The organism is Burkholderia sp. 22313 (assembly GCF_052045245.1).
GTDB lineage: Bacteria > Pseudomonadota > Gammaproteobacteria > Burkholderiales > Burkholderiaceae > Burkholderia.
Genome location: NZ_JBQEON010000041.1, coordinates 1 through 19,979 on the forward strand (window position 1 = coordinate 1; position 19,979 = coordinate 19,979).

14 protein-coding genes are annotated in these 19,979 nt (G+C 67.1%); 9 read left to right on the forward strand and 5 right to left on the reverse strand.

The window, feature by feature from the left end:
- Positions 1-610: 610 nt before the first annotated feature.
- From ltrA to nagE, 9 genes are all read left to right on the forward strand, one after another.
- Complete coding sequence (gene ltrA, locus ACTJKF_RS26870) at positions 611-2,134, forward strand: group II intron reverse transcriptase/maturase (RefSeq protein WP_440621833.1); 1,524 nt, start codon at positions 611-613, stop codon at positions 2,132-2,134.
- A gap of 175 nt (positions 2,135-2,309) precedes the next feature.
- Positions 2,310-3,017, forward strand: coding sequence for a translesion DNA synthesis-associated protein ImuA (gene imuA, locus ACTJKF_RS26875; RefSeq protein ID WP_440627615.1), 708 nt, complete (start codon positions 2,310-2,312; stop codon positions 3,015-3,017).
- Positions 2,950-4,437: a Y-family DNA polymerase gene (locus ACTJKF_RS26880; RefSeq protein WP_440627618.1), complete on the forward strand. Its 1,488-nt coding sequence runs from the start codon at positions 2,950-2,952 to the stop codon at positions 4,435-4,437. The genes imuA and ACTJKF_RS26880 overlap by 68 nt, the downstream gene beginning before the upstream one ends.
- Before the next feature lie 6 nt (positions 4,438-4,443).
- Positions 4,444-7,650 carry an error-prone DNA polymerase gene (locus ACTJKF_RS26885; protein WP_440627619.1) on the forward strand — a complete coding sequence of 1,069 codons (3,207 nt, stop codon included), beginning with the start codon at positions 4,444-4,446 and terminating at the stop codon, positions 7,648-7,650.
- Between the two features lie 320 nt (positions 7,651-7,970).
- Positions 7,971-8,705 (forward strand): GntR family transcriptional regulator, encoded by a 735-nt coding sequence (locus tag ACTJKF_RS26890; protein ID WP_440627620.1) that lies wholly within the window; start codon positions 7,971-7,973, stop codon positions 8,703-8,705.
- 127 nt (positions 8,706-8,832) lie between these two features.
- Complete coding sequence (gene nagA, locus ACTJKF_RS26895) at positions 8,833-9,936, forward strand: N-acetylglucosamine-6-phosphate deacetylase (protein ID WP_440627622.1); 1,104 nt, start codon at positions 8,833-8,835, stop codon at positions 9,934-9,936.
- Entirely contained in the window at positions 9,929-10,936 is a 1,008-nt protein-coding gene (locus ACTJKF_RS26900; RefSeq protein ID WP_440627706.1) for an SIS domain-containing protein, read from the forward strand. The genes nagA and ACTJKF_RS26900 overlap by 8 nt, the downstream gene beginning before the upstream one ends.
- A 15-nt stretch (positions 10,937-10,951) precedes the next feature.
- Positions 10,952-13,534 carry a phosphoenolpyruvate--protein phosphotransferase gene (gene ptsP, locus ACTJKF_RS26905; RefSeq protein ID WP_440627624.1) on the forward strand — a complete coding sequence of 861 codons (2,583 nt, stop codon included), beginning with the start codon at positions 10,952-10,954 and terminating at the stop codon, positions 13,532-13,534.
- An 87-nt stretch (positions 13,535-13,621) separates the two neighbouring features.
- Positions 13,622-15,385, forward strand: coding sequence for an N-acetylglucosamine-specific PTS transporter subunit IIBC (gene nagE, locus ACTJKF_RS26910; RefSeq protein WP_440627626.1), 1,764 nt, complete (start codon positions 13,622-13,624; stop codon positions 15,383-15,385).
- 133 nt (positions 15,386-15,518) lie between these two features.
- On the opposite strand, the gene cydX is transcribed toward nagE, so the two are convergent.
- The 5 genes from cydX to rpoH form a co-directional block, all read right to left on the reverse strand.
- A complete protein-coding gene (cydX, locus tag ACTJKF_RS26915; RefSeq protein WP_440627628.1) occupies positions 15,519-15,641 on the reverse strand; it encodes a cytochrome bd-I oxidase subunit CydX in 123 nt (40 codons plus the stop codon).
- A gap of 54 nt (positions 15,642-15,695) precedes the next feature.
- Positions 15,696-16,832, reverse strand: coding sequence for a cytochrome d ubiquinol oxidase subunit II (gene cydB, locus ACTJKF_RS26920; RefSeq protein WP_440627630.1), 1,137 nt, complete (start codon positions 16,830-16,832; stop codon positions 15,696-15,698).
- A 31-nt stretch (positions 16,833-16,863) separates the two neighbouring features.
- Positions 16,864-18,444: a cytochrome ubiquinol oxidase subunit I gene (locus tag ACTJKF_RS26925; RefSeq protein ID WP_440627632.1), complete on the reverse strand. Its 1,581-nt coding sequence runs from the start codon at positions 18,442-18,444 to the stop codon at positions 16,864-16,866.
- Positions 18,434-18,712: a cytochrome oxidase putative small subunit CydP gene (gene cydP, locus ACTJKF_RS26930; RefSeq protein ID WP_440627634.1), complete on the reverse strand. Its 279-nt coding sequence runs from the start codon at positions 18,710-18,712 to the stop codon at positions 18,434-18,436. The genes ACTJKF_RS26925 and cydP overlap by 11 nt, the downstream gene beginning before the upstream one ends.
- A gap of 331 nt (positions 18,713-19,043) precedes the next feature.
- Entirely contained in the window at positions 19,044-19,979 is a 936-nt protein-coding gene (gene rpoH, locus ACTJKF_RS26935) for an RNA polymerase sigma factor RpoH (RefSeq protein WP_440627636.1), read from the reverse strand.

A 19,979-nucleotide genomic window follows, 5' to 3' on the forward strand; every position in this document is an offset into this window, starting at 1 on the left:
CATACAGGCGCGACCTGCAAAGTCGCTATCACAACTGTCTCGCCAATAGCAATTGGACGGGACCTGCTGTTCTGCCAGCAGTAGCCTACTCGATCGTGCGTCGCTGGTAACGGCGGGGTGCGGAGCATCGAGGACAACGACTGGGGCCGCAAGGCCTAGCCCGAGCCGCGAGGCGAAGGCGACACCTGCAAGCATCGACGCGGGAGCCGGAAGGGCTCGGGTGGCACGGTTAACGGAAGTGAATTCTCGCAAGCGTCGTGATTACAGTCCAGCCAAAGATGCTGACAGGCTGAGGGCAAAAGCTACGCGACCGGGTGCATTCAGTCTGTGGTGAATGCACGCAGACCACGGTGTCGCCGGCGTAAAGAGGAAACCGTCGTCATCCCGTTGCGACAGCGGAACAGGGTAAGCCCATCTCGTCGCCCCCAGGGGCAGGCCAACCGCGAGGGAGGCTGCGGGCGGAGCGGGTAAAGGAGGTTGGAGAAAGCGAACGCCAGGCCGTAATGGCCGGGATACGAGCTGAAACATCGCTCGACACGAAAGTGGGCAGACTTCCAACTGGTCTCTCATCACGAGATAACTTGCGTAATCTTTGAAGGCGAGAAAGCAAATGAACGGGCTGTCAACGTGTGCACTGGCCGACCAAGGTACGTCGTGGCACAGCATCGACTGGGACGCGGCCCACGCCATGGTCAAAAGAATGCAAGCGCGTATCGTGAAGGCGACACAGGCCGGTCGCTGGAACAGGGTCAAGGCTCTGCAACGGCTACTGACCACCTCGTTCTACGGCAAAGCGTTAGCCGTTAAACGAGTGACGGAAAACCAAGGCAAACGTACACCGGGCGTTGACAAAGTGCTTTGGTCGACCCCGGATGCCAAATACATGGCAATAGGCTCGCTGACGCGGTGTGGGTATCAACCGCTGCCGCTGAAGCGTATCTATATACCCAAGAGTACCGGCAAGCTGCGCCCGCTGAGCATCCCCACGATGCGAGATCGGGCGATGCAGGCCCTTCACCTGCTCGCCCTCGACCCCGTATCCGAAACGATCTCTGATGGACAATCCTATGGATTCCGAAAAGAGCGATCTACCCATGACGCGATAGCGCAATGCTTCATGAACGCCCGATACCACGGCAACCCAAAAGACCGGGGCGCACGGGTCTCGGCGCAGTGGATTCTCGAAGCGGACATCCGCGGCTGCTTCGACAACATCGACCATGCGTGGCTCTTAAAGCACGTGCCGACGGACAAGGCCGTGTTGGCGAAATGGCTGAGGGCCGGTTACTTGAAGGACGGTGTATTCGCGAGGACGACCGAAGGGACGCCACAGGGCGGCATCATCAGCCCTGTGCTCGCCAACTTTGCGCTGAACGGGCTGGACAAGGTTTTATCGTCCGTTTTCAAATATCCGTCACATCGCGTAGCTCACAAGGTCAATCTCGTGCGATACGCCGACGACTTCGTCATCACTGGAGTGAGTCGGGAAGTGTTGCAGGACACAGTCACCCCGGCAGTCACCACGTTTCTTGCATCTCGAGGACTGGAACTCGCCCCGGAGAAGACGAAGATCACCCACCTGACGGAAGGCTATGATTTCCTTGGCCAGAACGTCCGGCGATACGGCAAGAAACTGCTTATCAAGCCGGCGCGGAAGAACGTGCAGTCCTTCCTGCAAAAGGTTCGAGACATCATCCGAAGGCTAAGACCAGCACCGCAGGACGTGCTGATCGACGCCCTCAATCCTGTGATCACCGGCTGGGCAATGTACCACCGTCACGTCGTTGCACAGGAAGCCTTCACCCGCGTGGACAGCCATATCTGGTACGCAATATGGCAATGGGCCAAGCGACGCCATCCCAAGAAGCCTGCGGAATGGGTGCGGCAACGTTACTTTCATCGGATTGGGCTAAGGCAATGGGTATTTGCCGTCGCCACTGATCATGTGGACGATAACGGACGCCCTATCCTCCGGTCTCTCCGGACAGCGGCGAGTACACCCATCGAACGACATCCGAAAGTCCAATCGGACGCCAATCCCTACGATCGTGAGTGGTACACCTACTTTGCGCAGCGCGCTGCGATTCGAAGTCGGATCTCCCGGGCACGTCGCAAGGGCAACGGCCGCAGCTAGTCTGCACGCTGCCATGAAGCAGGTACATAGGCCGGTCGGTACGTGGTGCCGCCGGGTTGGTTTAATCACTGGCCTTATAGAGGCTTGAGCCGTATGCGGGGAAACTCGCACGTACGGTTCTTAGGGGGCGGCGGCGCAGCAATGCGTCGCTGCTACCCGACTTGTGGGTGGCGTCATGCTCGCATCCTCCGTTTCTCCCGAATCCCTTCATCCGTCGCTGTGGCGCGGCTCGCAGCTCGCGCGTGGCGGCCCGCGCACGATCGACACGGGCTTTGCATCGCTGTCCGCCGAGTTGCCGGGCGGCGGCTGGCCGGTCGGCGGGCTCGTCGAGCTGCTGGCCGCGCAGCCGGGCTGTGGCGAAATGCGGCTGCTCGCGCCCGCGCTCGCGCGTACCGTCAGCGCGCGGCGCCCGCTCGCGCTCGTCGCGCCGCCACAGTCGCCGCATGCCACCGCGCTCGCTAGTCTCGGCGTGCCGGCCGACGCGCTGCTGTGGCTGCGCGCCGGCAGCCGCACGGATGCGCTGTGGGCTGCCGAGCAGGCACTCAAGACCGGCTGTTGCGGCGCGCTGCTGCTGTGGCAGGACGCGCGGCCCGATGCGCTGCGGCGCCTGCATCTCGCGGCCGCGCGCACGGGCGACACGCTGTTCGTGATGCTGCGCCCGCTGTCGGCCGAGCGGCAACCGTCGCCGGCCGTGCTGCGGGTCGCGCTGTACCCGGTGCCGGGCGGCGTGTCGCTCGACATCGTCAAGCGGCGCGGCCCCGCCCGCAGCGAGCCACTCGTGCTCGACCTGCCGTCGCCCATCGTGGAGAGTCGCTATGCGCGTCTTGCTCGGCATCCATCTGCCGCGCCTGCCGCTCGACGTGTGCGTCGCGCCTCCGTCTGACGGCGAGGCCGGCGACGCCGGCCGTGCGGTGCTCGAGCAGGGTGTCGTGCTGATCGCCGACGCAGCCGCGCGCCGGCAGGGCGTGCGCGCGGGCATGAAGCGCGGCGGCGTGCTCACGCTCGCGCCGCACACGCAGCTCGTCGAACGCGATCCCGCCCGCGAGGCCGATGCGCTGCGCGCGGTCGCGCTCGCGTTGCTGCGCTTCTCGCCGTGCGTCGCGCTCGACGACGAAGCCACGCTGATCGTGGATGTCGGCCCGAGCCTGCGCCTGTTTGGCGGATTGCCGTCGCTGTGCCGCCAGGTACGTGCGACGCTCGCGGCGCTCGGTTATGCGGCGCGCCTGTCTGCCGCACCGACCGGGGGCGGCGCGTGGCTGCTTGCGCGCGTGTCGGCCCGTGCACGCATCCGGCGCCGCGTCGCCGGGCAAGCGTCGCTCGTGCGCGTGCTCGACCGGCTGCCATGCGCGCTGCTGCCCGACGCGCGTCCATATGCAGGCTGGTTCGACGGCCTCGGTTGCCGCACGCTCGCCGATCTGCGCGGCCTGCCGCGCGCGGGGCTGCAGCGCCGCTGCGGTCCCGCGCTGCTGGCCGCGCTCGATCGCGCGTATGGCGATGCGGTCGAGCCGCTTGCGTGGATGGCGGTGCCGCCGGTGTTCGACGTGCGGCTCGAACTGCAGGAGCGCGTCGAATACGCGGAAGCCGTGCTGTTCGTTGCGCGGCGGCTCGTCGTGCAGCTCTGCGGCTGGCTGGCCGCGCGGCACCTGTCACTGGCCGCGATGACGTTCGATCTCGAGCACGAGCGCGGCCGCCAGGCCGTGCCGCCGACGCCGCTCGAACTCGCATTCGCGGCACCCGTGCGCGACGAGGCGCACTTCATGCGGCTGCTCGGCGAGCGGCTCGCGCGCGTGGAGTTGCCGGCCGCGGTGATCGCGGTGCGCCTGAAGGCCACGCGCGTCGAATCGGTCGCGCCGCCGGCCGACGATCTGTTCCCCGAGCCGGGCGGCACGCGCGAGACGCGTGCGCGGCTGTTCGAGCTGCTGGTCGCGCGGCTCGGCGCGGACAACGTGTTGCGCGCGGCGCCCGTCGCCGATCACCGGCCCGAGGCCGCGAACCGCTGGCTGCCGCTCGACGCGCAGGCCGGCAAGCCGGCTGCCGGGCCGCCGGCCGTGCCGCCGAGGCCCGCGTGGTTGCTGGCGGAGCCGCTGCCGTTGTTGATGCATGGGGAGCGTCCGGTATTTCATACGCCGCTGAGGATGATGTCGTCGGTGGAACGGATCGAGGCCGGGTGGTTCGATGGCCAGCTCGCTGCGCGCGATTACTGCGTCGCGCAGGACGAGGCCGGTGCATGCTACTGGGTGTTCAAGGCGCGTGCGGGGAGCGAGGCCGAGCCGCGCTGGTTCCTGCACGGCCTGTTCGGGTGAACGGAGATGGTTGCGGAATTCAGCTGGCTGCCCGATTACGCGGAGTTGTTCTGTCGTTCGAACTTTTCGTTCCTGCATGGCGCGTCGCATGCGGAGGAACTGGTCGAGCGTGCGGTCGAGCTCGGCTATCGCGGGATCGCGATCACCGACGAATGCTCGCTCGCCGGTGCACCGCGCATGCACGTCGCGGCGAAGGCGAAAGGGCTGCCGCTCGTCATCGGTTCGTATTTCGACGTCACGCCGGATGAAGTCGCACCCGGCCACGATCCCGGCCCCGGTGCGTTCGGGCTCGTGTTGCTTGCGCAGAATCGTGAAGGCTACGGCAATCTGTCCGAGCTGATCTCGTGGCGGCGGATGGAAGCGCCGAAGGGGACTTACAAGCTGACGTCGCGCATGCTGTCGGCGCCGCCAGCGGAGTTTGCACACTTGCGCGGCATGCCTGACTGCTGCGCGATTCTCGTGCCGACGTATCCGGTGCGTGCTGATGTACTCGATGCGCAGGTCGCGTGGTTTCGCACGACGTTCGGCGAGCGTGCGCGGCTCGGGCTCGTGCAATTGCAGCGCGCGCTGGACGGTGCGCAGCGCGAGGAGATTCGTGCGGCTGGTGAGCGGCGTGGCGTGCGCATCGTCGCGCTGGGCGACGTGACGATGCACCGGCGCTCGTGCAAGGAACTGCAGGACGTGATGACGGCGATTCGCGTCGGAATGCCGGTCTCCGAATGCGGGTATGCGCTTGCGCCGAATGCGGAACAGCATTTGCGCGCGCGGAACCGGATCGGGAATCTGTATTCGCCGGCGGAGATCGAGGAGACCTGCACGATTCTCGATACGTGCGATTTCAAACTTGACTCGCTGCGCTACGAGTATCCCGACGAAATCGTGCCGAAAGGGCTCACGCCGACGCGCTATCTGGAACAGGAAACCCTGGCAGGGGCGGCCGAGCGCTATCCGAACGGCATTCCGGAGAAAGTGGCGAAGCAGATCCGGTATGAACTCGACCTGATCGCGCAACTGAGCTACGAACCATTCTTCCTGACCGTCTACGACATCGTCAAATACGCGCGCAGCCGGAACATCCTGTGCCAGGGGCGAGGCTCGGCGGCGAACTCGGTCGTCTGCTTCTGCCTCGGTATCACCGAGGTGAATCCCGAGCAGAGCACGATGCTGTTCGAACGCTTCATCAGCGCGGAGCGAGGCGAGCCGCCCGACATCGACGTCGACTTCGAGCATCAGCGCCGGGAAGAAGTGATTCAGCATATCTACGAAAAATACGGGCACAACCGCGCCGCACTCGCCGCCGCCGTATCGACCTATCGCCCGCGTGGCGTGCTGCGTGAAACCGGCAAGGCGCTCGGCGTCGATCCGATGCTGGTCGATCGCGTCGCGAAAGCGCACCGCTGGTTCGACGGCAGCCGCGACCTGCTGCAGCAATTCTCGATGCTCGGGCTCGATCCCGAGACGCCGCTCATCCTGGCGTGGGCCCGGCTCGCCGCGCGGCTGCTGAACTTTCCACGCCACCTGTCGCAGCACTCGGGCGGTTTCGTGATCAGCCGCGGCAAGCTCACGCGGCTCGTGCCGGTCGAGAACGCGGCGATGGGCGGACGGCGCGTGATCCAGTGGGACAAGGACGATCTCGAAGCACTCGGGCTGATGAAGGTAGATGTGCTGGCGCTCGGCATGCTGTCGGCGCTTCATCGCGCATTCGACATGCGCACTGCGTGGCGCGGGCCGCCGGAGCCGGATGGTGAACCGTTCACGCTGAAACACATTCCGCAGGATGACAAGGCGACCTACGACATGATCTGCCGTGCCGATACGGTCGGCGTGTTCCAGATCGAATCGCGCGCGCAGATGTCGATGCTGCCGCGCTTGCGCCCGCGGACTTACTACGATCTGGTGATCGAGGTTGCGATCGTGCGGCCGGGACCGATCCAGGGCGGGGCAGTGCATCCCTATCTGAAACGCCGCCAGGGAATCGAAAAGGTCAGTTATCCAAAGGAGAACTTGAAGCCGGCGCTCGAGCGTACATACGGCGTGCCGATCTTCCAGGAACAGGTGATGCAGATCGCGATGATCGCGGCAGGCTTCACGCCCGGCGAGGCTGACGAACTGCGCCGCGCGATGGCCGCGTGGAAGCGCAAGGGCAATCTCGAGAAATATCACCGCAAGATCGTCGATGGGATGCGCGAGCGCGACTATCCGCCCGACTTCGCCGAGCAGATCTTCGAACAGATCAAGGGTTTCGGCGATTACGGTTTCCCCGAAAGCCACGCAGCAAGCTTCGCGAAACTCGCGTACGCCAGCAGTTGGCTCAAATGCCACGAACCGGCCATCTTCCTCGCTGCGCTGCTGAACAGCCAGCCGATGGGTTTCTACCCGCCGTCGCAACTCGTGCAGGACGCGAAGCGCCACGGCGTGCAGGTGCTGCCCATCGACGTGACGCAAAGCACCTGGGAAGCATCGCTCGAAGCGTTGCCCGACCAGCCGCCGCCGCACGGCCAGCCGGCCGTGCGGCTCGGCCTGTCGCTCGTGCGCGGCCTCGGCGAAGCTGCCGCGCGCCGCATCGAAGCCGCACGCACGGCGGCCGGCCCGTTCGACAACGTCGACACCCTCGCGCGCCGCGCTCAACTCGAACGGCGCGATCTCGAAGCGCTCGCCGCCGCGAACGCGCTTGCAACGCTCGCCGGCCATCGCCGCGATGCGCTGTGGCAAGCGGTTGCAGCGGCACCCGAACGCGACCTGCTCGCGACCGCGACGATCGACGAAGCGGAGAAGCCGGCACTCGGCGCGCCGTCGGAAGCCGACGACATCCTCGCCGACTATCACACCACCGGCCTCACGCTGAACCGCCACCCCGTCGCGCTGCTGCGGCCCGCGTTGCGCGCGCGGCGGCTGTCGTCCGCGGCCGAATTGCACGACCGCCCCGACGGCCGGCTCGCGCGCGCGTGCGGGCTCGTGACCGCGCGGCAGATGCCGGGCACCGCGAAAGGCGTGATGTTCATGACGCTCGAGGACGAAACGGGCTGCGTGAACCTGATCGTCCGGCCCGAGCTGCTCGCGCGGCAGCGCCGCGAAACCCTCGATTCGCGGCTGCTCGCCGCGTCGGGCGTGTGGCAGGTCGCGAGCGACGTGCGGCACCTCGTCGTGCAGCACTTCGAGGATCTGACGCCGCTGCTCGGCGGCCTGCGCACATCGAGCCGCGAATTCCACTGACGCAGCGCGCCGGCCCGCCGCCCGCGCGTTGCCGCTCGATGCATACCAGTCGGTTTAACTGGTCCTATCCAGGTATCGTTTTCAGCCCTCCAAGGCCGGCAGATCCGGCACTGGAACTGTCCCCCCGGATACCAATCCGGGTAAATCCCTATCCCGCATCGCATTGTAAACAAAGGCTTTCTGGCTACTAAACCGCTTGCCTGGCAAGGCTTCCCGCGATTTCCGCATCGCTAATACCAGTTCGTTGACTGGTATTATGGTGGTTATATAATGCGTTCACTTTCGACGGTCCGAGACCGTCGTCCGACACCCGGAGGCACATGGAAACCGGCTGGTCCGAACTGGCGCCCGATCCCGTCAACGACACGCCGCTGTATCTGCAGCTCGCCCGCAACCTGGCGAGCGCGATTCACGCCGGCGCATGGCGGGCCGGCGAGGCGCTGCCGTCGGAGCGGCTGCTGTCGGTGTCGGTCGGCGTGTCGCGGATCACGGCCCGCCGTGCGCTCGCGCTGCTGGTCGAGCAGGGGTTGATCAAGCGGGCGCGCGGCGCGGGCAGCTTCATCACGCCGCGGGTTGCCGATCCGCTGTCGCGTCTCGTCGGCTTCACCGCGAAGATGCAGCAGCGCGGCTTCCTGCCCGATTCGGTGTGGCTGTCGCGCACGTTGCGCGCCGCGACCCGCGACGAGATCACGCGCCTCGGCCTCGCGCCGGGCGCGACGGTCGCGCGGCTCGAACGGCTGCGCCGCGCGGACGGCATCGTGATGGCCGTCGAACATTCGACGCTGCCGGCCGCGGTGGTGCCGGATCCGCAGGTGCTCGGCGCGTCGCTGTACGAATACCTCGACGCGCGCGGGATGACCGTCGTGCGCGCGCTGCAGCACTTTCGCGCGGCGAACGCGACGCACGAGATCGCGAAGTGGATGGCGGTGAAGCCGGGCTCGGCCCTGCTCGTGATCACGCGCATCGGCTACGGCGCCGACCAGCGCGCGATCGAAGTGAGCGAAACGTATTGCCGCGACGACTATTACGACTTCGTCGCCGAACTGAAACGCTGACGCGCGAGACTGCCCGCGCGCCACCCGCGGCGACACGCAACGGAACGCAATCGAGCGTAACGCGTCGCACCGGATTTGCAAATCGCGACGCGGATATCCGCGTCACCGGATCATCAAGAGAAACGTCATGCTGACTGGCAACATCCTTACCCCCGACGGCTGGATTCACGGTTCGCTCCACAGCGAGAACGGCCGCATCACCACGCTCGACGGCACGCCCGCCGATCCCGCGAACAACGACGCGCCGTACATCCTGCCTGGCTTCATCGACCTGCACGTGCACGGCGGCGGCGGCGCCGACGTGATGGAAGGCGGCGATGCGATCCAGACGATCGCGCGCACGCACGCGCAGTTCGGCACGACGAGCCTGCTCGCGACGACGATGACCGCGCCGCGCGACGAGCTGATGCAGGTCGTCGCGAACCTCGGCACGGTCGCGCGCACCCGTACGCCCGGCGGCGCGCGCGTGCTCGGCGTGCACCTCGAGGGCCCGTACATCAACCCCGGCAAGCTCGGCGCGCAGCCGGACGCGGCCGTGTCGGCCGTGCTCGACGAAGTGCTGAAGTACCTGTCGATCGCGCCGATCCGCGTCGTCACGCTCGCGCCGGAAATCGCCGGCCACATCGAGATCATCGGCGAGATGGCCGCGCGCGGCGTGCGCGTGCAGCTCGGCCACTCGCTCGCGACCTACGACGACGCCGTCGCCGCGCTCAAGCACGGCGCGTGCGGCTTCACGCACCTGTTCAACGCGATGTCGCCGCTGCATCACCGCAACCCGGGCCTCGTCGGCGCGGCGCTTGCGCACGCCGAATACGCGGAAATCATCCCCGACCTGCTGCACGTGCATCCGGGCGCGATCCGGGCGGCGCTGCGCGCGATCCCGCGCCTGTACGTCGTGACCGACAGCACGTCCGCGACCGGCATGCCCGACGGCGAATACCGGCTCGGCAGCCAGCACGTGACGAAGTGCCTCGGCGGCGTGCGGCTCGCCGACGGCACGCTCGCCGGCAGCACGCTGACGATGGACCAGGCGCTGCGCAACCTCGTGTCGCTCGGCCTGCCGATCGCCGACGTATCGAACCGGATGTCGCGCTATGCGGCCGACTATCTCGGCGTCACCGATCGCGGCCGCCTCGCGCGCGGCGCATGGGCCGACCTCGCGGTGTTCGACCGCGACCTGAACCTCACCGCGACCTACGTCGAAGGAGAATCGATTGTCGAATATGCTTAAGGAAGCGCGCGAGTCCGCCCAGGTCGTCGCCGCGCAACTCGCCGACACCACGCGCGTCGAAGCGCTCGCCGGCCAACTGCTCGACCATCCGCCGGCCGTCGCGCTGACGGTCGCTCGCGGCAGCTCGGATCACGCCGCCAGCTATTTCGCGAGTCTGACGATGAGCCGCCTCGGCGTGCCCGTCGCGTCGCTGCCGATGTCGGTCGCGACGCTGCAGCAGGCGCCACTGAAGGTGCAGGACCAGCTCGCGCTCGCGTTCTCCCAGTCGGGCAAGAGCCCCGACCTCGTCAACACGATGGCCGCGTTGCGCGAAGCCGGCGCACGCACCGTCGCCGCCGTGAACGTGCTGCCGTCGCCGCTCGCCGACGCGTGCGAGCACCAGCTGCCGCTGCTGGCCGGCCCCGAACTGTCGGTCGCCGCGACCAAGAGCTATATCGCGATGCTGTCGCTGTCCGCGCAGATCGTTGCTCACTGGCAGCGCGACGCCGCGCTGATCGCCGCATTGCGCGGCCTGCCCGACGTGCTCGCGCAAGCCGGCCAGCTCGACTGGTCGCCGGCCGTCGCCGCGCTCGCGGGCATCGAACGGATGATCGTGATCGGCCGCGGGCTGGGCCTTGCGATCGCGCAGGAAGCCGCGCTGAAGCTGAAGGAAACCTCCGGCATCCAGGCCGAGGCGTTCTCGAGCGCCGAGGTCCGTCACGGCCCGATGGAGCTGATCGACCGCGACTATCCGCTGCTCGTGTTCGCGCCGCCGGGGCCCGAGCAGGCCGGGCTGCTGCAGCTCGCGCAGGACATGCGCGCGCGCGGCGCCGCCGTGCTGCTCGCGGCACCCGCCGGCACGCCCGGCGCGACCCTGCCGCTCGCGCAGTCCGCCCATTCGGCGCTCGACCCGATCGCCGCCATTCTTTCGTTCTACGTGATGGCGGCGGATCTCGCCGTCGCGCGCGGCCGCAATCCCGACACGCCGCGCCACCTGAACAAAGTCACCGAAACGCACTGATAGCCGAGACAGCCGATGAGACGCGCCGAGGAGTCCCAGTTGAAGAGTTCCACCCATGATCCGATCGTCCTGCTCAGCCCCTTGACCGGGCCGATCGTCGCGCTGGCCGACGTGCCCGATCCGGTGTTCTCCGGCGGGATGTTCGGCGACGGCATCGGCATCGACCCGCTCGCGGGCCGGCTCGTCGCGCCGTGCGCCGGCGTCGTGTCGCATCTCGCGCGCACCGGCCATGCCGTGACGATCACGACGCCGCAAGGCGCCGAAGTGCTGCTGCACATCGGCATCGACACCGTCGAGCTGAACGGGCAGGGCTTCACCGCGCACGTCGAAGCCGGCGCGCGCGTCGCGGCGGGCGACCTGCTGATCGAGTTCGATCAGGACACGGTCGCGCGCAGCGCGCATTCGCTGGTGTCGGTGATCGCGATTGCGAACTCCGACGCGTTCGACGTCGTCGAGCGCGCGAGCGGCTTCGCGACGGCCGGCGAGACGGCGCTCCTGACGCTGCGCGGCAAGGGCGAAGCCGCCGCGCAAGCGGCGCGGGCCGGCGCGGCGGCGATGAATGAAGTGCGCCGCGAGATCGTGCTGACGCAACCGGGCGGCCTGCATGCCCGCCCGGCCGCGCGGGCGCGCGAATCCGTACGCGGCTTCGATGCGACGGTCGACGTGCAGTTCGACGGCCGCAAGGCGTCGATCGCGAGCGTCGTGGGCCTGCTCGGCCTCGGCGCCGGCGAAGGCGCGACGATCGAACTGATCGGCCGCGGCGCGCATGCGCAGCAAGCCGTCGACGCGGTCGAACACGAACTGCTGCGCGAAGCGCACGGCGAAGTCGAGGAGAAGCCGGCGCGGCTGCGTTCGCCGGCACCGCAGCCGGTCGTGCACAACACCGGCGCGGCACTTGACCCGAACACGCTCGCGGGCGTGTGCGCGGCGCCCGGCATCGCGGTCGGCACGCTGGTGCGTCTCGACGATGCGGACATCGTGCCGCCCGAACAGGCAACCGGCACGCCGGCATCGGAAAGCCGCCGGCTCGACCAGGCGCTGAAGGCGGTCGATGCCGAACTCGACGAAACGGTGCGCAACGCATCGGCGCGCGGCGCGGTCGGCGAGGCGGGGATCTTCGCGGTGCATCGCGTGCTGCTCGAAGATCCGACACTGGTCGATGCGGCGCGCGATCAGATCAGCCTCGGCAAGAGCGCGGGCTTCGCGTGGCGCGCGACGATCCGCACGCAGATCGACACGCTGTCGAGGCTCGACGACGCGCTGCTCGCCGAGCGCGCGGCCGACCTGCGCGACATCGAGAAGCGCGTGCTGCGCGCGCTCGGCCATACGAGCGGCGCGACGCGCGCACTGCCCGGCGAGGCCGTGCTCGCCGCCGAGGAATTCACGCCGTCGGACCTGTCGTCGCTCGATCGCCAGCGCGTGACCGCGCTCGTGATGGCACGCGGCGGCGCGACGTCGCATGCGGCGATCATCGCGCGCCAGCTCGGCATTCCGGCGCTCGTCGCGGTCGGCGACGCACTGTACGCGATTCCGGACGGCACGCAGGTCGTCGTCGATGCGAGCGCGGGCCGTCTCGAACATGCGCCGACCGCACTCGACGTCGAACGCGCGCGCCACGAGCGCCAGCGCCTCGATGGCGTGCGCGAAGCGAACCGGCAGACGGCCGGCGCCGCCGCCGCGACCACCGACGGCCGCGCGATCGAGGTCGCCGCGAACATCGCGACGCTCGACGACGCGAACACCGCGGTCGACAACGGCGCGGACGCCGTCGGCCTGCTGCGCACCGAGCTGATGTTCATCCATCGCCAGGCCGCGCCGACCGTCGTCGAACACCAGCAGAGCTACCAGTCGATCGTCGACGCGCTGCAGGGCCGCACCGCGATCATCCGCACGCTCGACGTCGGCGCCGACAAGGAAGTCGACTACCTGACGCTGCCGCCGGAACCGAACCCGGCGCTCGGCCTGCGCGGCATCCGCCTCGCGCAGGTGCGCCCCGATCTGCTCGACGATCAACTGCAGGGCCTGCTCGCGGTGAAGCCGTTCGGCGCGGTGCGCATCCTGCTGCCGATGGTGACCGATGCGGGCGAACTCGTGCGGCTGCGCAAGCGCATCGACGAATTCGCGCAGGCGCAGGGCCGCACCGAGCCGATCGAGGTCGGCGCGATGATCGAGGTGCCGTCGGCGGCGCTGCTCGCCGACCAGCTCGCGCAGCACGCGGATTTCCTGTCGATCGGCACCAACGACCTGACGCAGTACACGCTCGCGATGGACCGTTGCCAGGCCGATCTGGCCGCGCAGTCCGACGGCCTGCATCCGGCCGTGCTGCGCCTGATCGACATCGCGGTGCGCGGTGCGGCGAGGCACGGCAAGTGGGTCGGCGTGTGCGGCGCGCTGGGCGGCGATCCGCTCGCGGTGCCGATCCTCGTCGGCCTCGGCGTGACCGAACTGTCGGTCGACCCGGTGTCGGTGCCGGGCATCAAGGCGCGCGTGCGCCGTCTCGATTACCAGCTGTGTCGCCAGCGTGCGCAGGATCTGCTCGCACTCGACTCGGCACAGGCGGTAAGGGCAGCAAGCCGCGAGGTCTGGCCGCTCGACTGAACGTCGACGGCGCTCGCGCGACCCGTTTCACCCCGAAAGCAATTCACTCAACGACGATTAATGACGAGACATGGACTGGAGGACTGAATGGACGGGAATCCGTTTCTGAAGATACAGGGCCTGGGCCGGGCGCTGATGCTGCCGATCGCGGTGTTGCCGGTTGCCGGCATTCTGCTGCGGCTCGGACAGCCGGATGTGTTCAACATCAAGATGATCGCCGACGCCGGCGGCGCGATCTTCGACAACCTGCCGCTCCTGTTCGCGATCGGCGTGGCGGTCGGTTTCGCGAAGGACAACAACGGCGTGGCGGCACTCGCGGGCGCGATCGGCTACCTGATCGAAACCGCGATCATGAAGGACATCGATCCCAAGCTGAACATGGGCGTGCTGTCCGGGATCATCGCGGGTGTCGTCGCGGGCCTGCTGTACAACCGCTACAAGGACATCAAGCTGCCCGACTACCTCGCGTTCTTCGGCGGCAAACGGTTCGTGCCGATCATCACGGGGCTGGTGTGCGTGATACTCGGGATCGTATTCGGGTACGTGTGGCAGCCGGTCCAGCATCTGATCGACGCGGCCGGCCAGTGGCTCACGACCGCGGGCGCGATCGGTGCGTTCGTGTTCGGTTTCCTGAACCGCCTGCTGCTCGTCACGGGCCTGCACCACATCATCAACTCGCTCGCGTGGTTCGTGTTCGGCAACTTCACGCCGCCGGCCGGCGGCGAGATCGTGCACGGCGACCTGCACCGCTTCTTCGCGGGCGATCCGACCGCGGGCACCTTCATGGCCGGCTTCTTCCCGATCATGATGTTCGGCCTGCCGGCCGCGTGTCTCGCGATGCTGCACGAAGCGCCGAAGGAGCGTCGCGCGATGGTCGGCGGCCTGCTGTTCTCGATGGCGCTCACGTCGTTCCTGACGGGCGTGACCGAGCCGATCGAATTCAGCTTCATGTTCCTCGCGCCGGTGCTGTACGTGATCCACGCGGTGCTCACCGGGCTGTCGCTCGCGATCTGCCAGTTGCTCGACGTGAAGCTCGGCTTCACGTTCTCGGCCGGCGCGATCGACTACGTGCTGAATTACGGGCTGTCGACGAAGGGCTGGATCGCGATTCCGCTCGGCATCGCGTACGGCGTTGCGTACTACGGGCTGTTCCGCTTCTTCATCCGCAAGTTCAACATGGCCACGCCGGGCCGTGAACCGGCGTCGGCCGACGCCGCAGCCGAGTCGTACGCAGCGGGCGGTTTCGCCGCACCGGCGGCTGGCGCGGCGGCTGTCGCACCGCGCGCGCAGCGCTACATCGCGGCGCTCGGCGGCGCGGGCAACCTGACGGTCGTCGACGCATGCACGACGCGCCTGCGCCTGACCGTCGTCGATCCGGAGAAGGTGTCGGAGCCGGCGCTGAAGTCGATCGGTGCGCGCGGCGTGCTCAAGCGCGGCGGCAACAGCGTGCAGGTGATCATCGGGCCCGAGGCCGACATCATTGCCGACGAGATGCGTTCGGCGATCGGCAGCGGCGCGACCGGTGCGGCAGCGACGGCCACGGCCGCGGCCGCGCAGCCGGTCACGGGCGCGGCGGCTGGTCCGCTCGATCCCGATCCGCTGCGCTGGCTCGCGGTGTTCGGCGGTGCGACCAACGTCGCATCGCTCGACGCGATCGCGACCACGCGTCTGCGCGTCGTCGTGCGTGACGCATCGGCGGTCGATCGCAATCGCCTCGGCGCGCTCGACGTCGCCTGGGTGTCGCCCGACACGTTCCACATCGTCTGCGGCAACGCGTCGGCACGCTATGCCGAACAGCTCGGTGCGCGCCTGCCGTCGACGGGCGGCGGTGCGGCCGCGCAACCGGCCTGATCCGATGACGGCGGTCCGATCCGCGTAGCGGTTCCGGGCCGCCGGTCGCTAAAGCGAAAACGGCTTGCGATGCGTCGCAAGCCGTTTTTATTCGGGTGGGGCGCTCGATCGCCCGCCGCGCATGCGTCAGGTATCAGTCGCGGCGTGTGCGCGCCGGCGCTTCCTGCGGCTTCTGCCGCGCTTCGAGCCACATCGCGTTGACGATGCCGAACGACAGCGCGACGCCGATACCGAGAATCCAGCTGAAATACCACATGGTCCGACTCCTTTTGAAACGGGGGGCGAGGGCGCGTGCGCGCCCCGGCCGGGTTCAGTACAGCGAGTGCTGGTTCTCTTCGAGCGTCTGGTGCGTGACCTTGCCGCGCATCACGCGATACACCCAGCTCGTGTAGATCAGGATGATCGGCAGGAATACGATCACCGCGAACAGCATCACCTGCAGCGTCATGTGGCTCGACGTCGAATCCCACACGGTCAGGCTGCTGCGCGGGTCGAGCGACGACGGCATGATGAACGGGAACATCGAGAAGCCCGCGGTCAGGATCACGCCGGCGATCATCAGGCCGGTGCAGAAGAACGCCGTCTTTTCCTGCTTCGAACCCGCGAGCAGCAGCGCGAGCAGGCCGCCGGCGATGCCGGCCACCGGTGCCGCGATCATCCACGGATACTCGCTGTAGTTGGCGAGCCACAGGCCCGAGCCGGCGGCGACGTCCTTCAGCAGCGGGTTCGCGACCGTGTCGTTCGGCGCGGCATGGGTGATGTGGAAGCCGCCGATGTGGGACGCGACCAGCACGCCGGCGAGCCCGAACAGCACGACCGCGACGAACGCCGACACGCGCAGCGCGATCGACGCGCGGCGTGCGATCACGCCGTCGGTCTTCATCTTGATGAACGCGGCGCCATGTGCGACGAGCATCGTGAGGCTGACCAGCCCGCAAAGCAGCGCGAACGGGTTCAGCAGCGCCCAGAAGCTGCCGTAATAGGTCACGCGCAGGTCGCTGTCGAACTGGAACGGCACGCCCTGCAGCAGGTTGCCGAACGCGACGCCGAACACCAGCGCCGGCACGAAGCCGCCCACGAACAGGCCCCAGTCCCAGCCCGCGCGCCAGCGCGGATCGGGCCGCTTGCTGCGGTAGTCGAAGCCGACCGGCCGGAAGAACAGCGCGAACAGCACGAGCAGCATCGCGAAGTAGAAGCCGGAGAACGACGCCGCATAGACGAGCGGCCAAGCGGCGAACATCGCGCCGCCGGCCGTGATCAGCCACACCTGGTTGCCTTCCCAGGTCGCGCCGACCGTGTTGACGATGATGCGGCGTTCGTCGTCGGTCTTGCCGAGGAACGGCAGCAGCGCGGTTGCGCCCATGTCGAAGCCGTCGGTGACGGCGAAGCCGATCAGCAGCACGCCGACGAGTACCCACCAGATCAGCTTGAGCGTTGCATAGTCCATAGCGATTCCTTGTTCCGTTGCGAGAGCGTGCTCAAACCGCGGCACGCTTGCCGGCAGCGGCGAGTTCGTGGTGATAGCGGCCGGTGTGCAGCGACGACGGGCCGAGGCGCGCGTACTTGAACATCAGCTTGATCTCGATGACGAACAGCGCGGTATAGAACAGGATGAAACCGGCGATGCTCAGGTACAGGTCGCTCGGCTGCAGGCTCGAGGCGGACAAATGCGTCGGCAGCACGCCGGCGATCGTCCACGGCTGGCGGCCGAGCTCGGCGACGATCCAGCCGAATTCGATCGCGATCCACGGCAGCGGAATCGCCCATACCGCGTAGCGGAGGAACCAGCGGCGGTTGTCCTGCAGCAGTTCGCGGCGCGCGCAGAACCAGAACGCGGCAACGAACGTCGCGACGAACAGGAAGCCGAGGGCCACCATGATCCGGAACGAGAAGAACACGGGCGCCACCGGCGGGATCGTCTTCTTCGCGGCGGCCTTGATCTGCTCCGGCGTCGCGTCCGTCACGTTCGGCGTGAACTGCTTGAGCATCAGCCCGTAGCCGAGATACTGCTTGTGCTGGTCGAACAATGCGCGGGTCGCGTCGCTCGTGTCGCCCTGCTTGATCTTCTGCAGCGCGCCGTACGCGACCATTCCGCTCTGGATGTGCTCTTCGCTGTGCTTCGCGAGCTCGCGCAGGCCGATCACCGGTTCGTCGATCGAGCGCGTCGCGATCAGGCCGAGCGCGTACGGGATCTTGATCGCGTAGTCGGTGCGCTGTTCTGCCTGGTTCGGGATGCCGATCAGCGTGAACGACGCGGGCGCCGGTTGCGTTTCCCATTCGGATTCGATCGCGGCGAGCTTCATCTTCTGCACTTCGCCGGTCGTATAGCCGGATTCGTCGCCGAGCACGATCACGCAGAGCGTGGCCGCGAGGCCGAAGCCGGCCGCGACCGCGAACGAGCGCAGCGCGAAGTCGACGTCGCGCTTCTTCAGCAGGTACCAAGACGACACGCCGAGCACGAACATCGCCGCCGACACGTAGCCGGCCGATACGGTATGCACGAACTTCACCTGAGCAACCGGGTTGAACAGCACGTCGAACAGGCTCGTCATCTCCATGCGCATCGTCTGGTAGTTGAACTCGGCGCCGACCGGGTTGTTCATCCAGCCGTTCGCGACGAGGATCCACAGCGCGGACAGGTTCGAGCCCAGCGCGACGAGGAACGTGACCATCAGGTGCTTGACCTTCGACAGGCGGTTCCAGCCGAAGAAGAACAGGCCGACGAACGTCGATTCGAGGAAGAACGCCATCAGGCCTTCGACCGCGAGCGGCACGCCGAAGATGTCGCCGACGTAGTGCGAGTAGTACGACCAGTTCGTGCCGAACTGGAATTCGAGCGTGATGCCGGTGGTCACGCCCATCGCGAAGTTGATCCCGAACAGCTTGCCCCAGAACTGGGTCATGTCCTTGTAGACCTGCTTGCCGGTCATCACGTAGACGGCTTCCATGATGACGAGCAGCCAGGACAGGCCGAGCGTCAGCGGCACGAACAGGAAGTGGTAGAGCGCCGTGATGCCGAACTGCAGACGTGACAGATCGACGACTTCGCTACTTATCATGGTGGTCTCCCTCGGTAGATGCAGGCGCCGGCACCGAGAGCAGCTTCTCGGCGACGACGGCGGGCGGCAGCGACATGTGCTCCGCCTGCGGATGATTGAAGAATGCGTATTTGAGCGACATCAGGAGGATCAGCTTGACGATCAGCACCAGCGTGATGTCGCGCACGAGGGTCGGCCCGCGAACCCACGCGCCGATGCGCGCGCGCCAGCCGGGCGTGCCGTCGGCCCGCGGGGGAGGCGCCGCAGGCTCTTTATTGATCGAGATCAAGGCAATTATCCTGAATCGATTTGCGTTGAATTTTGGGGCGACTTTACGTTGGATTTTATGACGGCGGTAAAGCGGTTTTAATCCTTTTAAGCCGACGTGCCAATTTTAAGATGCCGGCTTTCCGATGCCGAGTGCTGCGCTGCGGCAGACCGTCGCGAATTGCGTGATGAATCTTGAGGTAGATCAAGGTTATGCGGAAGGGGACGGAATCCGCCTGATACCAGATCAATATGGTCAGTCAATAAGCGAGGCGTGCGGCGAAATCGACAGGCGAAAAAAAACCGCTGCCGGTCGGGCAGCGGTTTTGGGTGAAACGCTCTAACTCGCGGATTTATGCGTATTCGGCGAGTGCCGTGCGCATCTTTTTCATTGCGCTCGCTTCGATCTGGCGGATGCGTTCCGCCGACACGCCGAATTCGGCCGCGAGATCGTGCAGCGTCGAGCCGCCCGAGCCGTCGTCGTCGACGTTCAGCCAGCGCGCCTCGATGATCCGGCGGCTGCGTGCGTCGAGTGCCTCGAGCGCCTGCGCGATGCCATCCGTCTGCAGCGAGTCACGCTGACGCGCGGCGAGCACGGCGGTCGGCTCGTTGTGCGAATCCGCCAGGTAGGCGATCGGCGCGTACGACTCCTCGCCGTCTTCCACTTGCCCTTCGAGCGCGATGTCGCCGCCCGACAGGCGCGTTTCCATTTCGGTCACGTCTTCGCGCTTGACGTTGAGCTCTTGCGCGAGGCCGTCGATTTCCTCGGGCGTCATCGCCTGCATGCTCTTCTTGTGGCTGCGCAGGTTGAAGAACAGCTTGCGCTGCGCCTTCGTCGTCGCGACCTTCACCATGCGCCAGTTGCGCAGGATGTACTCGTGGATCTCGGCCTTGATCCAGTGAATGGCGTACGACACCAGGCGGACGTTTTGCTCCGGGTCGAAACGCTTCACCGCCTTCATCAGGCCGATGTTGCCTTCCTGGATCAGGTCGCCGTGCGGCAGGCCGTAGCCGAGATAATTGCGCGCGATCGACACGACGAGCCGCAGGTGCGACAGCACGAGGCGGCGTGCCGAGTCGAGGTTGTTGTCGTCGCGGAATTCGGTCGCGTACTGGCGTTCCTCTTCGGCGGTCAACAGCGGGATCCGGTTGACGGCCTGGATATACGCGTCGATGTTGCCAAGCTGGCCCGGCAACATCGATTGAGTTGCGAGCGCCAGCGAGCCTGCCGATTCGGCCTTGGCCGGCGTCGGGCTCAGGGTGTTCGGAAGGGTCAGGGCATGGCTCAC